Below are 16,309 nucleotides of genomic sequence, written 5' to 3'. Positions count from 1 at the left end.
CTTTTTTAATGGAACCACCAGAATAACAGCGCCATTACGGCCAGCAGTACCAGGGACAGCAATTTATAATTACCGATCCCTTTCCAGCCGGGCGATTGCAACGGTTCGCGGGGAGAAGCCCAGTACAGTACTTTTCTGCCGGCCGCCGGTGGGTCCGGGTAACAAATAGTAAAGATCACCTGCAGCGCTATGCAGGTGCAGAACAGGTAAAAAGCCATCATCATAAAAGGAATATGCCCGGCAGGGGTATGCGGGAACAATTTGTTCACGGCGAATACTACCGTTCCCAGCGCAGAGCCGATCCACAAAGTGAGCCGGGCCGACCTGGCAGATGCCTTCTTCCAGAATATGCCCAGCAGGAACACGCAGGTAATAGGCGGCGCTATGTGTGCGATCACATCGTTCAGCCCGTTGAAGATGCTTTCATAGCTATTGAGCAGTGGCATCAGCGCAAGGGACAACAACAGGGCTGCAGTTGCCGATACCCTGCCCGCCTTTACCAGTTTTGTGCCAGATGCATAGGGGCGGTAGCGCTTATAAATATCGTAGCTGCAAAGCGTGGCAATGGCATTCAGCGCGCCGGACACCTGGCTCATAAGACCTGATAGCAGGGCCGCCGCCACAATACCTGTCAGCCCGCCGGGCAGCAACTGGGTGATCATCACGGTGTAAATGCCCTTGCTGTTCACCACCTCCCTGCCGGCAGCATCTACCATACGCAACGCGCTGATATCCAGCAGACCGGCTTTGGACAGGGTATAGGCAAACAGGCCCGGTAGTACGAAAATGAACACGGGCAGTATCTTGATGAACCCGCAGAACAGGGCGCCTACCCTGGCATGGTCTTCATCCTTTGCGCCCAGCACACGCTGTACAATGGTCTGGTCGGCACACCAGTACCAGATGCCCAGCACCGGGTATCCCAGGAACACCGCGTACCAGGGCATGCCACTGCCGTCGCCCGCCGGGCGCAGCATGGAAAGCTTATCCAGCGCGTGCTGCGCTTCCAGCACCTGCACCATGGGCGCCCAGCCGCCCATCCTGTTCCAGGCGGCTATACTGATAATGATAGCCCCGGCCAGCAATACAATGGTCTGCACAGACTCGGTGACCACCACGGCCGTAAGCCCGCCTACAATCGTGTATACCGCTGTCAGCAGGGAGATCACGATTACGCTGGTATACATATCCACACCAAACAGGGTATGCAGCACAATGCCGCCTGCCAGCAGCGAAAAAGCGATGTGTATGATGATGGCGGATACAACGGATACGATCGCCAGCCAGTCGCGACAGGCGCGGTCATAACGTTGCTCCAGGAAATCGGGCAGGGTGGTCACGCCGGAGCGGATATAGAAAGGCGCAAAGAACAGCGCCAGCAGCACCAGCGTAAAAGCGGCCATCCACTCAAAGTTCCCGTTCAGCAGGCCAGTGTCAAACCCGCTTTGGGCCAGACTTACCAGGTGCACACAGGAAATATTGGTGGCAAACAGCGCCAGCCCTATCATCGGCCATTTCAACGTTTTACCTGCCAGGAAATACTCCCCGGCCGTATTGCCGCCAGCATGCTTTTTCCGGTGCCGGATGCCGGACCATAACCCGATAGTTACAATACCGGTCACATATAAAGCGCAAATAGCAAGATCCAGCGGCTGTATCATGAACGTGCGTACATTTTAAGGTCACAACTGCTGCCCGGCTCCAGGGGCGTGCGGTATATTCCGCCGGCTACCTGCGCCGGGTATACGAAATGCGGTTGCAGGTGCGGAATATGTTCCAGGAACAAGGCCGGATGGTCCAACGCAATATGATTGTACAGCACCAGGTGCTGGTGTAGCTGCCCCATATCTCCTACATGCGGCACCACCGGTACACCGTATTGGCGGCATAACAGGCTGATAGTGATAAACTCGCTGACGCCGCCCACACGCACGGCATCCACCTGTATAAAACCGGCACAACCGGTCTGCAGGTAGTTCTTAAAGACAACGCGGTTCGGCACATGCTCCCCCAGCGCCAGCCGCAACGGCGCAATGGCGGCTGCCAGCGTTTGATGGGCCAGCACATCATCGGGATGGGTAGGCTCTTCGATCCAGTAGGGCTGCATACCCTTTAATTGTTCACATATTTCCAGGGCCTGTGGCAAGGTCCACTGCTGGTTGGCGTCCAGCATTACCTTCACGCCTTCTCCGGCCGCTTCCCGTACCAGGTGCGCCCGGCGGATGTCCCGCAGCGGGTCTGCAGCGCCTACTTTCAGCTTCATGGCGGTAAACCCTTCCCCTACAGCCCTGCGGGTATTTTCCCGTACCTGCTCATCTGTATAGTTAAACCAGCCGATGGACGTATCATATCCCGGATATCCCTGCTGCAGTATGCCGCTGCGCGTATGTGCGCTGCCGTGGCAGGCCTGCAGCAAACGCAGGGCCTGTTCCCTGTTGAGCACATCTTCCAGGTAGGAAAGGTCCAGCGTATTGAGCACCGCTTCAGGCGAAAGATCTGTGAGCAGTTTCCAGAGCGGCACGCCCCTTTTCTTTGCCCACAGGTCATAGCAGGCGTTGGTTACGGAGGCCAGCGCCAGATGCACCACGCCCTTATGAGGCCCCAGCCAGCGGAACTGCTGTTCGTTGGACAGGCGTTGGAAAGTGCTGCCAAAATCCGCCATCAGCTCCTCGATATCATGGCCTTTCAACTGCTCCGCGTAAAATGCCGCGGCCCGGCATACCAGCTCATTGCCCTGGCCCAGGGTAAAGGCCAGGCCGGTGCCGGTATGGCCGCCGTCATCCTTTAATTGGGTAACTGCGTAGGAATATACCGGGTTACGGTGTATGGCGTCGCTGCCGGCGCCCGCCCCCAGTGGAAAACGGGCGTCAAATGTGGCAAAGTCACTGATCATGGAATCTATATTAGCAGCGTGAAATTAACCTGTTAACGAGGTCCGCAAAATGGTTTATCCTTTCATTATGATGAATTATCCGATTGTTGTCCCGGTAGCCATTAGCCGCCCTTGCGGCTGCTGGCCCTGTATTGCTCCGGCGATACGTTCATATGCTTTTTGAACAGGCGGGAAAAATGATAGGGATCGTCGTACCCTATGGCCTCCGCCACATCCTTTACCTTCAGGTTGTCCCGGAACAGCAACTGGCAGGCCTTCTGTATCTTCAGGTGGATAAAATAATCGATAGGTGGCATACCGGTGGCCTTACGGAACAGGGTTGAAAAATAGGAGGCCGACAGTTGATGCGTGGCCGCTATATCTTCTACGGTCAGCTTTTCGTGCAGGTGGCTGCGCATGTAATGGATGGTCTGAGTAATATAGTTCTCTTCTGCGGGGTGTTTTCGTGGCTGGTGTTTGTCAGGATATATGAAAGTGGTGATGAAATGGTACAGGCCAAAATTGGCATTGGTAAGATTTTCGGTGCTGTAGCCCATTTCCAGGCTGCGATACATGTTCTCCCAGATCTGCACCCCCTTTTCATTTACAGGAATATCGCGGGGGCCGTCAAATTCGCCGATGTGCAGGGACCTGTTGAACCCCTCCATATCCGCGCCGCTGAAATGTACCCAGTAAATGGTCCAGGGGTCTTCCTCATCTGCGCCATAGCAAAGATATTTAGTGGTAGCCGGTATGATCACGTACTGGTTAGGCCCTACCGTAAAGAAGCGGCTGCCGATGCGGTACCAGCCCCTGCCCCGCAGGCAGTAGAACAGGATATCGTCTTTACAGCCGTTCTTCCGCAGCCGGTAGTGCGCAAAGGCTTTGGGAAAATACCCGATATGGGTAATATACACCTGGCTGGTGGCAGCATGCTTCCGTGCATGGTTCTGGCATACTGCTTCCGGCAAACTGATCAGCTTTTGGCCTTCAAATCCGTCCCTGCGCTTGTTCGTTCCCATATGTTCGTGACGTGGCGGCGGGCCGTTCACTCATTCACCAGGAAATACACGATCCTGCATATATTTTTGGCTGATCCCCGGTGCTGCGCCCCCGTTTGTAAGCGCAAAATATGTTTTTCCGGCTGTAATCCGTCACCCAGGAGCAAATACCAGGGCAGGTACAGCAGGTGGCTCCATTCCGTGTGCAGATCTGCCGTCTGCATGGGCCGCCCGTCAATGCTGTAGCGGATCTCACCAGCATCCGGCCCGGACACTACCGCAATGCCGATAGCACGGCCTGTGAAGGGCAGCTCCAGCGAGGCTTCGCCACCGCCGGACACCAGCATGGGCACCCGTACAAAACCGGGTCGCGTATTAATGCTGTCCGCAGGCTGCCAGGAGGCAGCTATGTGAAAACCTTTTTTATTGATGGCATGATGAATATCCAGGTAGCGGCCTTTTTCATAGTTAAAGCTGTCAGCCGGTGGGGGCAGCACGGCGTTCGCCACGTGCTGCGGAACAGGTTTCCCTTTCCAGGCCCCTTCCAGCAATTGCCGGATGGTACGCGCATACAGGCGTTGTCCGAAGGGCGCAGGATGCAGGTCCTTAAAATCATCTTCCCAGCTAAATTCACCGGCGGCTATGCGGTCCGTCACTTCCCTGGCGAGATTAATAAAGGGCAGGTGATAATATTTTGCTATTGCCTCATGCACCTGCACTTCCGCCGGTATCTTGCCGGCACGGTAATCCGCCACCTTGCTTTCATCTGCAAACGCCATCAGCACGATGTTGGTACCGGGGCTGCTCTTCAGCACATGCCTTACAATGCCTTCCAGCGCGCGGCGCTGGATTTCAACGGGGGTGCCGTTCACCTGGTCATTCACCGCGGATTCTATGAACAGCAGATCGGGCTGTACCCGGTTCAGCACGTCCCGCTGCAGGCGGAACGCATGCGGCAGGCTACCCAACGAAGGGATGCCTGCGTTCAGGAATGTAAAGGCAGTGCCGGGATAAGCGGATACCAGGTAATTCCCTACCCTGTCGCGCCAGCCCTTCATGTGGGTGATGGAACCGCCTAAAAAGGCGATGGTAGCCTTGCGCTGCCCTTTAATATGGTACAGGGCATTATCCAGGTTGCCATAGCGGCTGATGTAACTTTCGCTTTTCAGCGGCTCCTTTACGGCATGCGCTTTTTGAGCATCCAGTTGAATACAGCCTGCCATACAGCAGGCCAGGAAAATGATCCGCTTCATATCTACTAAATTTCATCGATCCGCAATACTACGCTGGCCCTGCCTGCATTCACGTCAGGATTGAAGCCTGCTTTCATCAGGAAATCGCCGGAATAGGTTTTGTTGGCATCAATGGTAGATCGGGCGCCGGGATACAGGTTCACTTCGCGTATCCTGTATTTTGCTGCCGGCTTCAGTCCTTTCAGGCGGATAGGCCGGATGCTGCCTGCACCGTAGCGGTTGTTCACCAGGTAATTGAACAGGACGCCGGAGGACTGCTGTTCATTCAAATACAGCATAGACGCTACGCTACCCTCCCGCGGGTTCGCCAGCCGGTACTGGTTGCCCTGCCAGATGATGGCCTTCACGCTGTCGTAGGTCTTTACCGCCTGCCGGCAGAACTGCAGGTCCTGGTCATTAAGCCGGCTTACTACAATATCAAATCCCAGCTTGCCCATCATCGCTACGTCCGTGCGGAACTTCAGCGGCTGCTTGCCCCAGTCCGTTACATGGTTGGCGCTGCTGATGGCGGGATAAAAATAGGAGTACTCCCACTGCATGAAGATGCGTTCCAGCGGATCGGTATTGTCACTGGGCCAGAACTCCGTGAAATACTGCAGGGCCGCATAGTCCACGCGGCCGCCTCCACCGGAGCAAAGCATCATGGGCACTTTGGGATACTTTTTCCGCAATCTTTCCAGCACCTTGTACAACCCGCGCATGTATTCAATGTAAAAGTGCGACTGGTTCTCCAGGTGGGCGGAATAGGCGTTATAGATGACAGCGTTGCAGTCCCATTTGATATAGGCGAGACCGGGATTTTCAGTAAAGAGATCATCCACCACCCCGTACACAAAATCCTGCACTTCGGGATTGCCGAGGTCCAGCACCAACTGGTTGCGGAAATAGTATTCATCCCGTTTGGGCTGCCGTATCACCCAGTCCTTATGCTTTTCATACAGTTCGCTTTTAGGGTTCACCATTTCCGGCTCTACCCATATGCCGAACTTTACTCCCTCTTTTTGCGCTTCTTTCACCAGTGAGGCAATGCCGTTCGGCAGCTTGCTTTTATTCTCCTGCCAGTCGCCCAGCCCTGCATGATCGTCATTGCGGGGATACTTGTTGGCAAACCAGCCATCATCCAGCAGGAAAAGGTCCACACCCAGGGATTTCGTTTCTTTCAGCAAGGCAAACAGCTTTTGTTCATTAAAATCAAAGTAGGTGGATTCCCAGTTGTTCAACAGGGTTAGCCGCGTGCCTTTGCCGTCCAGCAGCTTGTAGTTCCTGGCCCAGCGGTGCAGGTTGCGGCTGGCGGCTCCTTTGCCCTCGCCGGAAAAGGTGTACAGGAAAGCGGGCGTGGTAAATGTTTCTCCCGGGGCCAGCGTATAGTCGGAGGCGTAGTTGTTGATACCCGCCATAATGCGCAGGTTGTCTTCCGGGTCCAGTTCCAGGTCCACACGGAAATTGCCGCTATATTCCAGTGCGCCGTACATAACGCTGCCTTCATCTTCCGTGGCGGGCCTGTCCAGGGATACCATGAACACGGATGGCTGGAACAGGTTGGCGCGGGTACCCAGCTTGCTGTCCAGCGTTTTAATGCCATGCGTCAGCCGGGATTCTTCGGGCTGCATTTCCTTTGCCCAGTCGCCGTGGTACTGGTTGAGCCAGAAAGCGCCGGCCTGCAGGTACAGGTTGGCAGAGGCGAATTTATGCAGCACCACATTCCCTTTTTCATGATGCCGGATCTCGCTCCACTGCTCCACTACATCTTCATTGAAATAGGTTTTGTAGTATAAGGTCACTTCAAGATCATATACGGGATCTTTGAGCCGGATGGTGAGCAGGGACACGTTATCGTCTATCCGCTTCACTTCGTGGCGCACATATTTCAGGTCCAGGGAATTGTTGCCGTCCGCATGAGTCACCGTAATGGCCGGCTCCGCCAGGTTGCGGGAACCTGCCGGGGTGTAGGCAGCGTTGAGCTGCCCCGTGTAATCAGACATTTTATACACGCCCGGCGCCTGGCCGTATTCCCCGGCGTTTGCCAGCTTTTCGCCAAACCAGATCGTGCTCAGGTCCTTGTTATCACTTACCTGCAATACCTGCGCATGGTGAGCGGTCTGCACCGGGATGACAATGTTTTGTGCGTTGACGGTATGCAAACAGAAGCTGACGCCGAAAAATAACGTGGACAGGGTGATATATTTCATTCCGAATAGTTTAAGCTGCCTAATTTATAACATGATGATCAATTTTCTATATCCTTTCCGCCATTACCTCCTTCAGTTCCCCGTTCACTTTCACCTTTACCTTGCGCGGCTGCGGCGATGCAATGCGGTAGCTCACTACACGTCCGTCCTTCCAGCTCATGTCCACGGTAAAGTTGCCGCGGGCTTTAAAGCCCCGGATGCTGCCGGACGTTTTCCACTGGTCCGGCAGGGCGGGCAGCAGGTGAATGTATCCTTCATGGCTTTGCAGCAGCATTTCCGCCAGACCGGCCTGCCCGCCGAAGTTGCCGTCTATCTGGAAAGGCGGTCCGGCGGTGAACAGGTTGGGATAAGTACCGCCGCCGGCGCCGTAGTTAATGTTGGTCTTTAAGGTAGGGCGCAGCAGGTCGGTAAACAATTTGTATGCGCGGTTGCCATCGTGGAGCCGCGCCCGGAATAGCAGCTTGTAGGCAATGGACCAACTGGGACCGTCGTCTCCTCTCCGCTCCAGCGTTTTCCTGCAGGCCTCCGCCAGTTCCGGCGTGGCCGCTGGCGTGATGAGCGCAGCGGGGAACAGGCCGTATAAATGCGAGATATGCCGGTGCTGCGGCTCCGGTTCCTTGTAGTCCTCCAGCCATTCCTGCAGGCGGCCGTCGTCTTTGGCCACTACGCCAACAGGCGCCGCCTTTTGCAGTTGCCCCTGCAGTTTTCGGCGGAGATCCGCATCCCTGTTTAGTATTTTAGCAGCAGTGATCATGTTGCCGAACAGCTCCCGCACGATCTGGTTATCGATGGTAGGGCCATTGCATACACTGGCGGTTTTACCGTTGGGCAGGTAAAACCAGTTCTCCGGCGAGGAGGACGGCGAAGTGACCAGCCAGCCGGTTTTGGCGTCCTCCACCAACTGGCTGCTGTAAAATTCTGCGGCGCCTTTCAGAACGGGATAAATATCCGCCAGGTATTTTTTATCGTTGGTAAAAGCATAGTGCTCCCACAGGTTATTGCACACCCAGCCGGAACCTGCTTTGGTAATGCCCCAGGAAGCGCTCTCCCCCGGCTCGGTAAAGCCCCATACATTAGTGATCACGTGCGCCACCCAGCCGTCTGCGTTATAGTAGGCCCTGGCGGTCCTTTCACCGGGCTTTACCAGTCCTTTTACCAGCTCCGCCAGCGGCAGGTTCAGCTCGGAAAGGTTGCTCACCTCCAGCGGCCAGTGGTTCATCTGCACGTTCACATCCAGGTGGTAGTCGCCATTCCAGGGCGTTTGCACCTGGTTGGCCCACAGGCCCTGCAGGTTGGGTGGCAGCAGGCCTACACGCGTGCTGCTGATGCTGAGGTAGCGGCCAAACTGGAAGAACAGGGCCGCCAGTGCATCATCCGACTGCGGGCGCTCCGCAAAGGCGATAAGCCGCTTGTCCGTAGGTAGCTGTTCCGCATGTGTGGCGCCCAACTGCAGGCTGAGGCGGTTAAACAGTTTTTGATAATTGCCTGTATGCTGCTGCTTGTGAGCGGCCCAGGACTTTTTCATGGCAGCGGCCAGCAACTGCGCGGTGCTTTCTCTAAAGCCGGGATTCCTGAAATCCGTTCCCATGGACACATACAGGATCACTTCGGTAGCGTCCTTTATCAGCAGCGCATCGTTTTCCGTGCTTAGGCTGCCGCCGTTCAGACGGGCCTGCACCCGGGCCATATAGCGCATGCCGGGTGTATCGGCGCCGCTTTCCAACTGCCCGTACATTTGCAGCTCCTTTCCCTCGGTACGGGTGGTAAACCTTTCCGGCCGGCTCATGGTAAGGCGCAGGTTCAGTTGTCCAGGCTTGTCAGCGGTCAGGCGGATCAGGCCCACATCGTCGCCAAAGCCGGTAAAGTATTCCCGCGTATAGGCCACCCCGTTCACTTTGTAGGTAGCGCGGGCAATGGCGGTGCGCAAAGACAGTTCCCTTTCATAATCCTCAAAGGGCGCAGGCTTGCCCGCTACACCCTTGTAGTCAAACTGCAACTGCAGGCTACCCAGCACCTGGAAGCAGCCGAAAGGCACATCCGTAGAGCCTTTACCGGTACATACAAAGGATTGGTTCATGATGGCCTGGGCTTCGTCGTTACGGCCTTCGGCCAGCAAGCGGCGGATCTGCGGCAGTTGTTTGTAAGCGCCGTAATTGTTGGCGTCCTGCGGCGCACCGGACCACAGGGTAATGTCATTCAGCACGATCTGCTCCGTGCTTACGCCGCCGTCCGGCATCATGCCCAGGCGGCCATTGCCCAGCGGCAGGGTTTCTTCCCATACGGCCGCCGGCTGCTCATACCAGAGGCGCAAGGGCGCTTGTTGGGTAAAAGCCGGCAGGGACAGGAAAAGTATAATACCAGTTATTACAATGAAGGTTAAATGCTTGCTTACGGTCATCGTTAAATATGCTGTAGTTAAAAGATTGACTGTTATTTATAATCCGGGTTCTGCTCCAGCACGCCGCCGCTTTTGTCGATCTCCGGCTGCGGCAGCGGCCATTTGTAGAACCTGTCCTCGAAATGGTAGGGCTGCAGGCCGTCTGGTACGCTGTTCAGCACCTCGCCCGCATTGTGCCAGCGCATCAGGTCAAAGAAGCGCAGCCCTTCAAAAGCCAGCTCTATCCTTCTTTCATGACGTATACGCGCACGCATCTGTTCTTTGGTCAGGCCGGCAGGATAAGGCGGCATGCCCACGCGGGCGCGGAGGTCCGTCATGGCTTTATATACAGAGGCATCCGGCCCGGCCAGCTCGTTCTGCGCCTCTGCGTACATCAGCAGCACCTCGCCCAGTCTTAATACTACGGCATTCTGCTGGCTTAAGGTAGAGAACCCGTAGGGAATATTTTCCGGCACCAGGAATTTCATAACACCATAACCGGTGGGGCGGCTGTTGGAGGGCGTATGCACCTTGCCATCCCCGAAATCAGGATGATCCACGAACACGGTCTTTTTCAAACGCGGGTCCCTGTTCTCGAAAGGCGCATTGGGATCAGTAAGCGGTGACTCGCCGTAAGGCAGCCCGTCAATACACTCAAACGCATCTACGAAGTTCTGCAGGGGGCTGGCCACCAGCCAGTCGCCGTAGTACATATCCCAGGGAGCCGTGTTGTTCGGCGCCAGGAAGTTGATCGAAAAGATGATCTCGGGGTTGCCTCGCTGGGAGGCATCACGGAATATATCCTCGAACTTTGGGCTGAGGCTGTATTGCGCCTGCACCTGCTGCGTAAGGTCCCTTACCTCTGCAAGCATACCGGGGTCCGGCACGCCGTTATCGCCATAGGCGGCAAAGAGCAGCACACGCGCCTTCAGCGCCCGGGCAGACGAGCGGCTGGCATGTCCGCCGTTCTCAAAATAAGGCGTCTCGTTCAGGTGGGCGATGCTGTAATCCAGGTCTGTAAGCACTTGCTGCAGGATGTCTGCGGCCACCGTTTTGGGCTGCTGCTGTGTTTCCAGGTTCAGCGGCTCCAGCACCAGCGGTACCGCGCCATAGCGGTAATATAGCTGGAAATAGAAGAAGGCGCGCAGGAAACGTACCTCTCCTTCATAATGCTGCTTGTCCGCTTCAGGCAGATCAGCGCCGGTATATTGTTGCAGGTGTTGCAGGAACAGGTTTATACGGGCAATGCCCCGGTAGCTGTCCGCATACAACTCCGTGATCAGCCCGCCGGAGGAAGGACTGATGCTGCCGGATACGATCTCCTTGGCGCCGCCGGAATTATGCTGTGCGTAACCGTTATCCGTGAGGCAGTCCCATACGGGCATTTCCACCGCCCATTCCGCCTCCTGCATGGAGGCGTAGCAGGCAGCCAGCGCCTGGTCAAAATCGCCCTTTGACTTCCAGAAATTGGCAGAGGATATCTTGTCCTGCGGATCCTGGTCCAGGGACTTGGTGCAGGCTGCCAGGATCATCGCCAGCAGCAGGCATATGCAGAGAATATGTTTTTTCATTTGCATGGAATTAGAACTTAACATTTAAACCAAAGGAATAGATCTTGTTCTGCGGGTACTGGACAAAATTGCCGCTGCCGCCCCGCTCCGGGTCCAGGCCGGGATAGTCGGTGAGCGTAACCAGGTTGTCGCCGGAGAAGTACACCCGTACGCTGTTAATGCCGATACGCTGTGTAATGCTTACCGGTATGGTATACCCGATGGTCAGGTTCTTGAGGCGCAGGTAGGAAGCGTCCTGCAGGTAGTAGGAGGACGGGCGCCTCACCCGCTCCGGCGCGCCCCAGCCCCAGTAAATGCGCGGCATGGTGGCGGAAGGATGCTCCGGCGTCCAGCGGTTGCGCCAGTCTGTAGTGGGGGGCGCGCCCTGCACAAAAGGAATGGTGCCCCATTCGCTTACAAAGAACCGGGCGCCGTCCACACCCTGGGCCATGGCATACAGGTCAAAGCCTTTCCATTGCGCGGAAACGTTGAAGGAATAATTCAAATTGGGATAATTGCCGCGCATGATCACGCGGTCATCATTGTTGATCACGCCATCGCCGTTCTGGTCTTTATACTTAATATCACCGGGTACGGTAGCATCGCCGAACTGTTTGGGAGCGCGCTGCACTTCATCTTCCGTCTGGAAGATGCCGGTCATCTCCAGCATATAGTAAGCGTTCCACTCCTCTCCTTCCTGGCGGATGCGGTAGCCGTCTATTTCCCGCTGCCCGAATTTCACCACCTTGTTCCTGTAATGCTCCAGGTTGCCGCCTATCGTGTAGCTCATTCCTTTCAATGCGCCTTCCCTTACCAGGTGATTGTAGGAGAGGCCCAGCTCAATGCCGGTATTGTCCAGCGTACCATCGTTAATGTAAGGAGCGGCCAGGCCTACAGCACCGGTGATCTGCGAGATCCTTAAAATATCGGAGGTGCGCTTCCTGTACCAGTCTGCAGTAAGGTTCAGGCCCTGCAGGATGGTCAGGTCCAGGCCAACATCTGTAATGGTAGTGGTTTCCCATTTTATATTGGTGTTGGACAGGCTTTGCTGGGCCACGCCGGAAGTAAGGGAAGCATCATCAAAGGAATAATTGCCGGTATAGTCCAGGATGGCCTGGTAAGGATAGTTCCCGATGTTCTGGTTGCCCAGTTGTCCCCAGGAGCCCCGCAGCTTGAAGTTGTTCAGCCAGGACAGGTGCAGGTTTTGGATGAACGGCTCCTCCGTGAGCCGCCAGCCGGCAGAAAAAGAAGGGAACACGCCCCAGCGCCCGTCCGGGTTGAGGCGGGAAGAGCCGTCATAGCGCATGTTGGCCTCCAGGAGGTACCGTTCTTTGTAATTATAATTCAGCCGGCCGAAGAACGATACCAGGGCCCAACTGTTCTGCGTACCATTGGCATATTGTATGGCGGGACTGCCGGCATCCAACTCCCGCAGCAGGTCTGTGGAGAACTGCTTGCGGGATGCCTTGAGATACTGGTAAGTACTTTTCTCGGTGCTGTAGCCGGCTTGCGCTTTCAATCCATGACCACCATCAAAGGTGCGTTCGTAGTTCAGGTAGGAATAAATGTTCGTGTATATGTTCTGCTGGTCCTGCACTTCCAGCCCGCCGCCCAGGTCCAGGATGGTCATTAGCTGGTTGGTCCGGAAGTTATACAGCTCCAGGGGCGGACGAAAATCCTTGTACTTGTCAAAGAAAGCATTCACGGCGCCCTTGGTATACCAGGTCAGGTTTTTAAGCAGCGCCACTTCTACCCATCCCTGCGCCATTACGGAATAGTCGTCCGTGTTGCGGTTGATCTTGCCGTCCAGCAGCGCAATGGGATTCTTGTTGTTATACTCGAAATCGTAGGCTTTATAGGTGTAGTGGCCACTGCCATCCGCCAGTACGGGCGCATAGGTGGGCGCCTGGGCCATGGCGGACAGGAACATATCTTCGGAGCCGAACACCGGCGCTTCCCGCCTGCCGGCCTTCAACGCAATGTTAGCCCCGAAGCGGATACGCTTGTTCATACGGGAAGCAATATTGAGGCGGGCATTGTACTTTTTGTAGTTAAAGCCTTTCATAATGCCTTCCTGGTTTACATAGCCAATGGATGCATTGAAGGTGGTGCCATTGCGTCCCCCGCTGAAGTTCAGGTTATGGTTCTGCACAGGCGCGGTCTGGAAAATGAGGCTGAGCCAGTCCGTATTCGGATACAGCCTGCGATCCGTGGCATTGCGGTACTGGTCTATCTGCTCCTGTGTGTACAGGCCGGAGTTCAGCCCGGAATTGATGCGGGCTTCGTTGAACAGCTCCATGTACTCCGCAGAATTGGTGATGAGGTCAAACAGCTTGGTAGGCTTGTAGATGCCATAGTTGAAATCATACTGCACCTGCAGCTTGCCTTCGGCGCCCTGCCTGGTGGTGACCAGTATTACGCCATTGGCCGCACGCGCACCATAAATAGCGGCGGAAGCCGCATCCTTCAGTACGGACACGCTTTCAATATTGTTCGGGTTCAGGTCGGACAGCTTGCCCTCCACCCCGTCTATCAGCACCAGCGGATCGGAACCCGCGCCGCTGAAAGTACCAGTGCCCCTGATCCGGATGGAGAGGTTTTCATTCCCCGGCTCACCTGTTCCCTGCGTGATCTGCACGCCGGGCATGGTACCTTGCAGCATGGCGGAAGGATTGGTGACGGGGCGTTTCAGCATGTCGTCCCCGCTCACAGTAGCTACTGCGCCGGTAAGGTTTACTTTCTTCTGGGTACCATAACCCACCACTACCACTTCTTCCAGCGATTTCGGGTCTGCCTCCATCGCCACGTTAATGGCTGTACGGTTGTTTACGGCTACGGTTTGCGGTTTATAGCCGTAAGAAGTAAAGATCAGTGAGTCGCCGGCCGCCGCAGCGATCGAAAAAAAGCCGTCGGCGTCCGCACTTGCGCCGGTGTTGCCGCCCACTACCCTTACAACAGCGCCGGGCAGGGGCGCGCCATCGCCTGTTACCTGGCCCTTTACAGTAATGGACTGTGCATGCGCACCGGTAGAAAATTGCAGCAGCCATACGATGAGCGCCGCTGCAAGCCGGCCTCTTTTTTTCAATAACCGGGAAAAGTCGGAACAATGCGTATGCAGTAAGCTACGCTGGCATGATACATACATTTTTGTAAGTTTTATTTTTCAAAACATGGAAGACTGGTCCCGGTATGAGAGCATCACCGGGAGCCTGCTTCATAACGTTTGCATTCCACAGGTCGGTTGCTAACCTGTGATAAAAGTATCCGTAACGGGACTAACAGGAAATAGATAAACCTTTTAAAATGATGGATTATGCTACTTTTTGGGGTACAAAGAAAACGGGCCGGATAAAATACCCGGCCCGCACCGCTGGTACAACTGCAGCAGCTACCAGGGTAATTCCCCGGCGGCATTATAAAATTTTCCGCTGGGCGTATCGGTGCCAGGTATGACATATTTTGCAATGGTGGCGGCCGCGTCTCCGGCTTTTCCGCTGCCGGCAAAATTGTTCATATCCGTAGCTGTATAACCGGGACATACGCTGGTGACTTTAAAAGAAGTATCCTTTAATTGATACGCCAGCGCCATGGTGTAAAAGTTCAGCGCTGTTTTAGAAGGCACGTATGCAGTGTCCTTCATGGGATAATACGCCCAGGAAGGGTCCTGGTGCAGGGACAGGGAGGCCGTTTCGCTGGACACGTTCACGATCCGCGGCTGCTCCGCCCTTTGCAGCAGCGGCAGCATGGCGGTGGTAACGCGGATCACTCCAAAGTAGTTGGTGTTAAACACCTGCTGCGCATTCTCTACGCCAGCGGCGCCTCCCGGAGCCGGGAAAGCGCCCAGTATGCCGGCATTGTTGATCAGCACATCCAGCACGCCCGCCTTTTCGGCAAGCGCAGCCACTGCGCGGTCTACGGACGACTGGTCCGTTACATCTATTTCCAGCACTTCGCAATGCACCAGTCCCTGCTCCTGCAGCCGGCTGAACGCCGCAGCGCCCAGGGCGGCGTTCCTGCAGCCCAGGTACACGAAATAACCTTTTTCCAATAAATGCCTGGCCGTTGCAAAACCGATGCCTTTGTTGGCGCCGGTGATCAATACTTTTTGCATATGATGATGAATTTGTTGGTGACCACAAAATTCATCAACGGCCATCTGAAGGGGTGGGACAAATCACTTTAATTGCCAGACAAATCCTGCACTTCCTTTACAAAATGCGTAATGCTTTTGCCGGTGCTTTTCCTGAACAGGCGGGAGAAGTAGCCGGGATCGCTGAAGCCCAGCTCATAGGCCAGGGTTTTGGCGGATGTTTCTGAATAGTACAGGCGGCGCTGCGCTTCCACCATCAGGCGCTGAATGATGAACGCTTTGGGAGACAGGCCCGAGTAGTGTTTCACAATACTGTAAAGGCTGTTAGTGGTAAGCGACAGCCGGATGGCGATGGCCTGTATGGCCGGCTGCTCCATGAACTCGGCTTCCACCAGCATTTTGAATGCAATGAATTTGGACAGGTGGCCGTCCGCATCCTTCCCTTTTTTGTGGTTGGCTACGTAGGTGCGGTTCAATTCTGTAAGCAGGGTATTCAGGTTAGCCAGCACCAGGTCCGTATCCATGTCCGGCTCCGCCAGCAGTTGCGACAGCATTTCAAAATGCGCGCGCACCCTTTGCAGGGTGCTTTCATCAAAGGTAAGGAGTTGGTTATGCAGTGGATTTAAAAGGAACTGGAAAGGTTTGGGCAACAATGACAGGCAGCGCTCATCAAAATTGAGTGTAAAATAGCTGATGCTGCTTTCCCTGGGCGCTACCAGGTGGGCCTGGTGCGGCAGCACAAAAAGCAATTGTCCTGCATGTACGGTAACAGTCTCCATATCTACGGTATGCACAGACTTCCCCTGCATTACCAGTATGAACACATAGTGCAGGCTGCGGTGCGGCGTCAGGAGCTGCCGGTAGATGTTGGCAGGCACCTGGACATTGCAGTTTACCGTTACCCGTATGGATAAATGATGATGTTGTTTTAAACTATCCAGCAGTTTGGTCTGGTCCAGCATAAAGGCGCTTTTACA

10 protein-coding genes are annotated in these 16,309 nt (G+C 55.3%); all 10 read right to left on the bottom strand.

The features are described 5' to 3' along the window. Window positions 1-5 precede the first annotated feature (5 nt). Window positions 6-1,661, bottom strand: a complete 1,656-nt coding sequence (locus LX66_RS15415; RefSeq protein ID WP_145715036.1) for a sodium:solute symporter — start codon at window positions 1,659-1,661, stop codon at window positions 6-8. Beyond that, complete coding sequence (locus LX66_RS15410; RefSeq protein ID WP_145715034.1) at window positions 1,658-2,893, bottom strand: enolase C-terminal domain-like protein; 1,236 nt, start codon at window positions 2,891-2,893, stop codon at window positions 1,658-1,660. The genes LX66_RS15415 and LX66_RS15410 overlap by 4 nt, the downstream gene beginning before the upstream one ends. 101 nt (window positions 2,894-2,994) lie before the next feature. Continuing rightward, window positions 2,995-3,894 (bottom strand): AraC family transcriptional regulator, encoded by a 900-nt coding sequence (locus LX66_RS15405; RefSeq protein ID WP_145715032.1) that lies wholly within the window; start codon window positions 3,892-3,894, stop codon window positions 2,995-2,997. 26 nt (window positions 3,895-3,920) lie between these two features. Then, window positions 3,921-5,126: an SGNH/GDSL hydrolase family protein gene (locus LX66_RS15400; protein ID WP_145715029.1), complete on the bottom strand. Its 1,206-nt coding sequence runs from the start codon at window positions 5,124-5,126 to the stop codon at window positions 3,921-3,923. Window positions 5,127-5,131: 5 nt separating this feature from the next. Further along, window positions 5,132-7,315: an alpha-galactosidase gene (locus LX66_RS15395; protein ID WP_145715027.1), complete on the bottom strand. Its 2,184-nt coding sequence runs from the start codon at window positions 7,313-7,315 to the stop codon at window positions 5,132-5,134. A 46-nt stretch (window positions 7,316-7,361) separates the two neighbouring features. Continuing rightward, complete coding sequence (locus LX66_RS15390) at window positions 7,362-9,713, bottom strand: glycosyl hydrolase family 95 catalytic domain-containing protein (RefSeq protein WP_145715025.1); 2,352 nt, start codon at window positions 9,711-9,713, stop codon at window positions 7,362-7,364. Window positions 9,714-9,745: 32 nt separating this feature from the next. Next, window positions 9,746-11,263 (bottom strand): RagB/SusD family nutrient uptake outer membrane protein, encoded by a 1,518-nt coding sequence (locus tag LX66_RS15385; protein ID WP_145715023.1) that lies wholly within the window; start codon window positions 11,261-11,263, stop codon window positions 9,746-9,748. Window positions 11,264-11,273: 10 nt separating this feature from the next. After that, a complete protein-coding gene (locus LX66_RS15380; protein ID WP_145715021.1) occupies window positions 11,274-14,387 on the bottom strand; it encodes a SusC/RagA family TonB-linked outer membrane protein in 3,114 nt (1,037 codons plus the stop codon). Between the two features lie 243 nt (window positions 14,388-14,630). Next, complete coding sequence (locus LX66_RS15375) at window positions 14,631-15,353, bottom strand: SDR family NAD(P)-dependent oxidoreductase (protein WP_145715019.1); 723 nt, start codon at window positions 15,351-15,353, stop codon at window positions 14,631-14,633. A 68-nt stretch (window positions 15,354-15,421) separates the two neighbouring features. Beyond that, the gene (locus tag LX66_RS15370; RefSeq protein WP_145715018.1) at window positions 15,422-16,294 is read right to left on the bottom strand and encodes an AraC family transcriptional regulator; all 873 of its coding nucleotides are present in this window, start codon (window positions 16,292-16,294) and stop codon (window positions 15,422-15,424) included. Between the last annotated feature and the right edge of the window lie 15 nt (window positions 16,295-16,309).

This window comes from Chitinophaga japonensis (genome assembly GCF_007830125.1).
Lineage (GTDB): Bacteria > Bacteroidota > Bacteroidia > Chitinophagales > Chitinophagaceae > Chitinophaga > Chitinophaga japonensis.
Note: the sequence above shows the minus strand (reverse complement) of the source record. Positions and strands in the feature narration are given on the sequence as shown.

Coding starts and splice junctions, on each gene's coding strand:
- LX66_RS15415 (WP_145715036.1), bottom strand. CDS start 1,661: ATGATACAGCCGCTGGATCTTGCTATTTGCGCTTTATATGTGACCGGT.
- LX66_RS15410 (WP_145715034.1), bottom strand. CDS start 2,893: ATGATCAGTGACTTTGCCACATTTGACGCCCGTTTTCCACTGGGGGCG.
- LX66_RS15405 (WP_145715032.1), bottom strand. CDS start 3,894: ATGGGAACGAACAAGCGCAGGGACGGATTTGAAGGCCAAAAGCTGATC.
- LX66_RS15400 (WP_145715029.1), bottom strand. CDS start 5,126: ATGAAGCGGATCATTTTCCTGGCCTGCTGTATGGCAGGCTGTATTCAA.
- LX66_RS15395 (WP_145715027.1), bottom strand. CDS start 7,315: ATGAAATATATCACCCTGTCCACGTTATTTTTCGGCGTCAGCTTCTGT.
- LX66_RS15390 (WP_145715025.1), bottom strand. CDS start 9,713: ATGACCGTAAGCAAGCATTTAACCTTCATTGTAATAACTGGTATTATA.
- LX66_RS15385 (WP_145715023.1), bottom strand. CDS start 11,263: ATGAAAAAACATATTCTCTGCATATGCCTGCTGCTGGCGATGATCCTG.
- LX66_RS15380 (WP_145715021.1), bottom strand. CDS start 14,387: ATGTATGTATCATGCCAGCGTAGCTTACTGCATACGCATTGTTCCGAC.
- LX66_RS15375 (WP_145715019.1), bottom strand. CDS start 15,353: ATGCAAAAAGTATTGATCACCGGCGCCAACAAAGGCATCGGTTTTGCA.
- LX66_RS15370 (WP_145715018.1), bottom strand. CDS start 16,294: ATGCTGGACCAGACCAAACTGCTGGATAGTTTAAAACAACATCATCAT.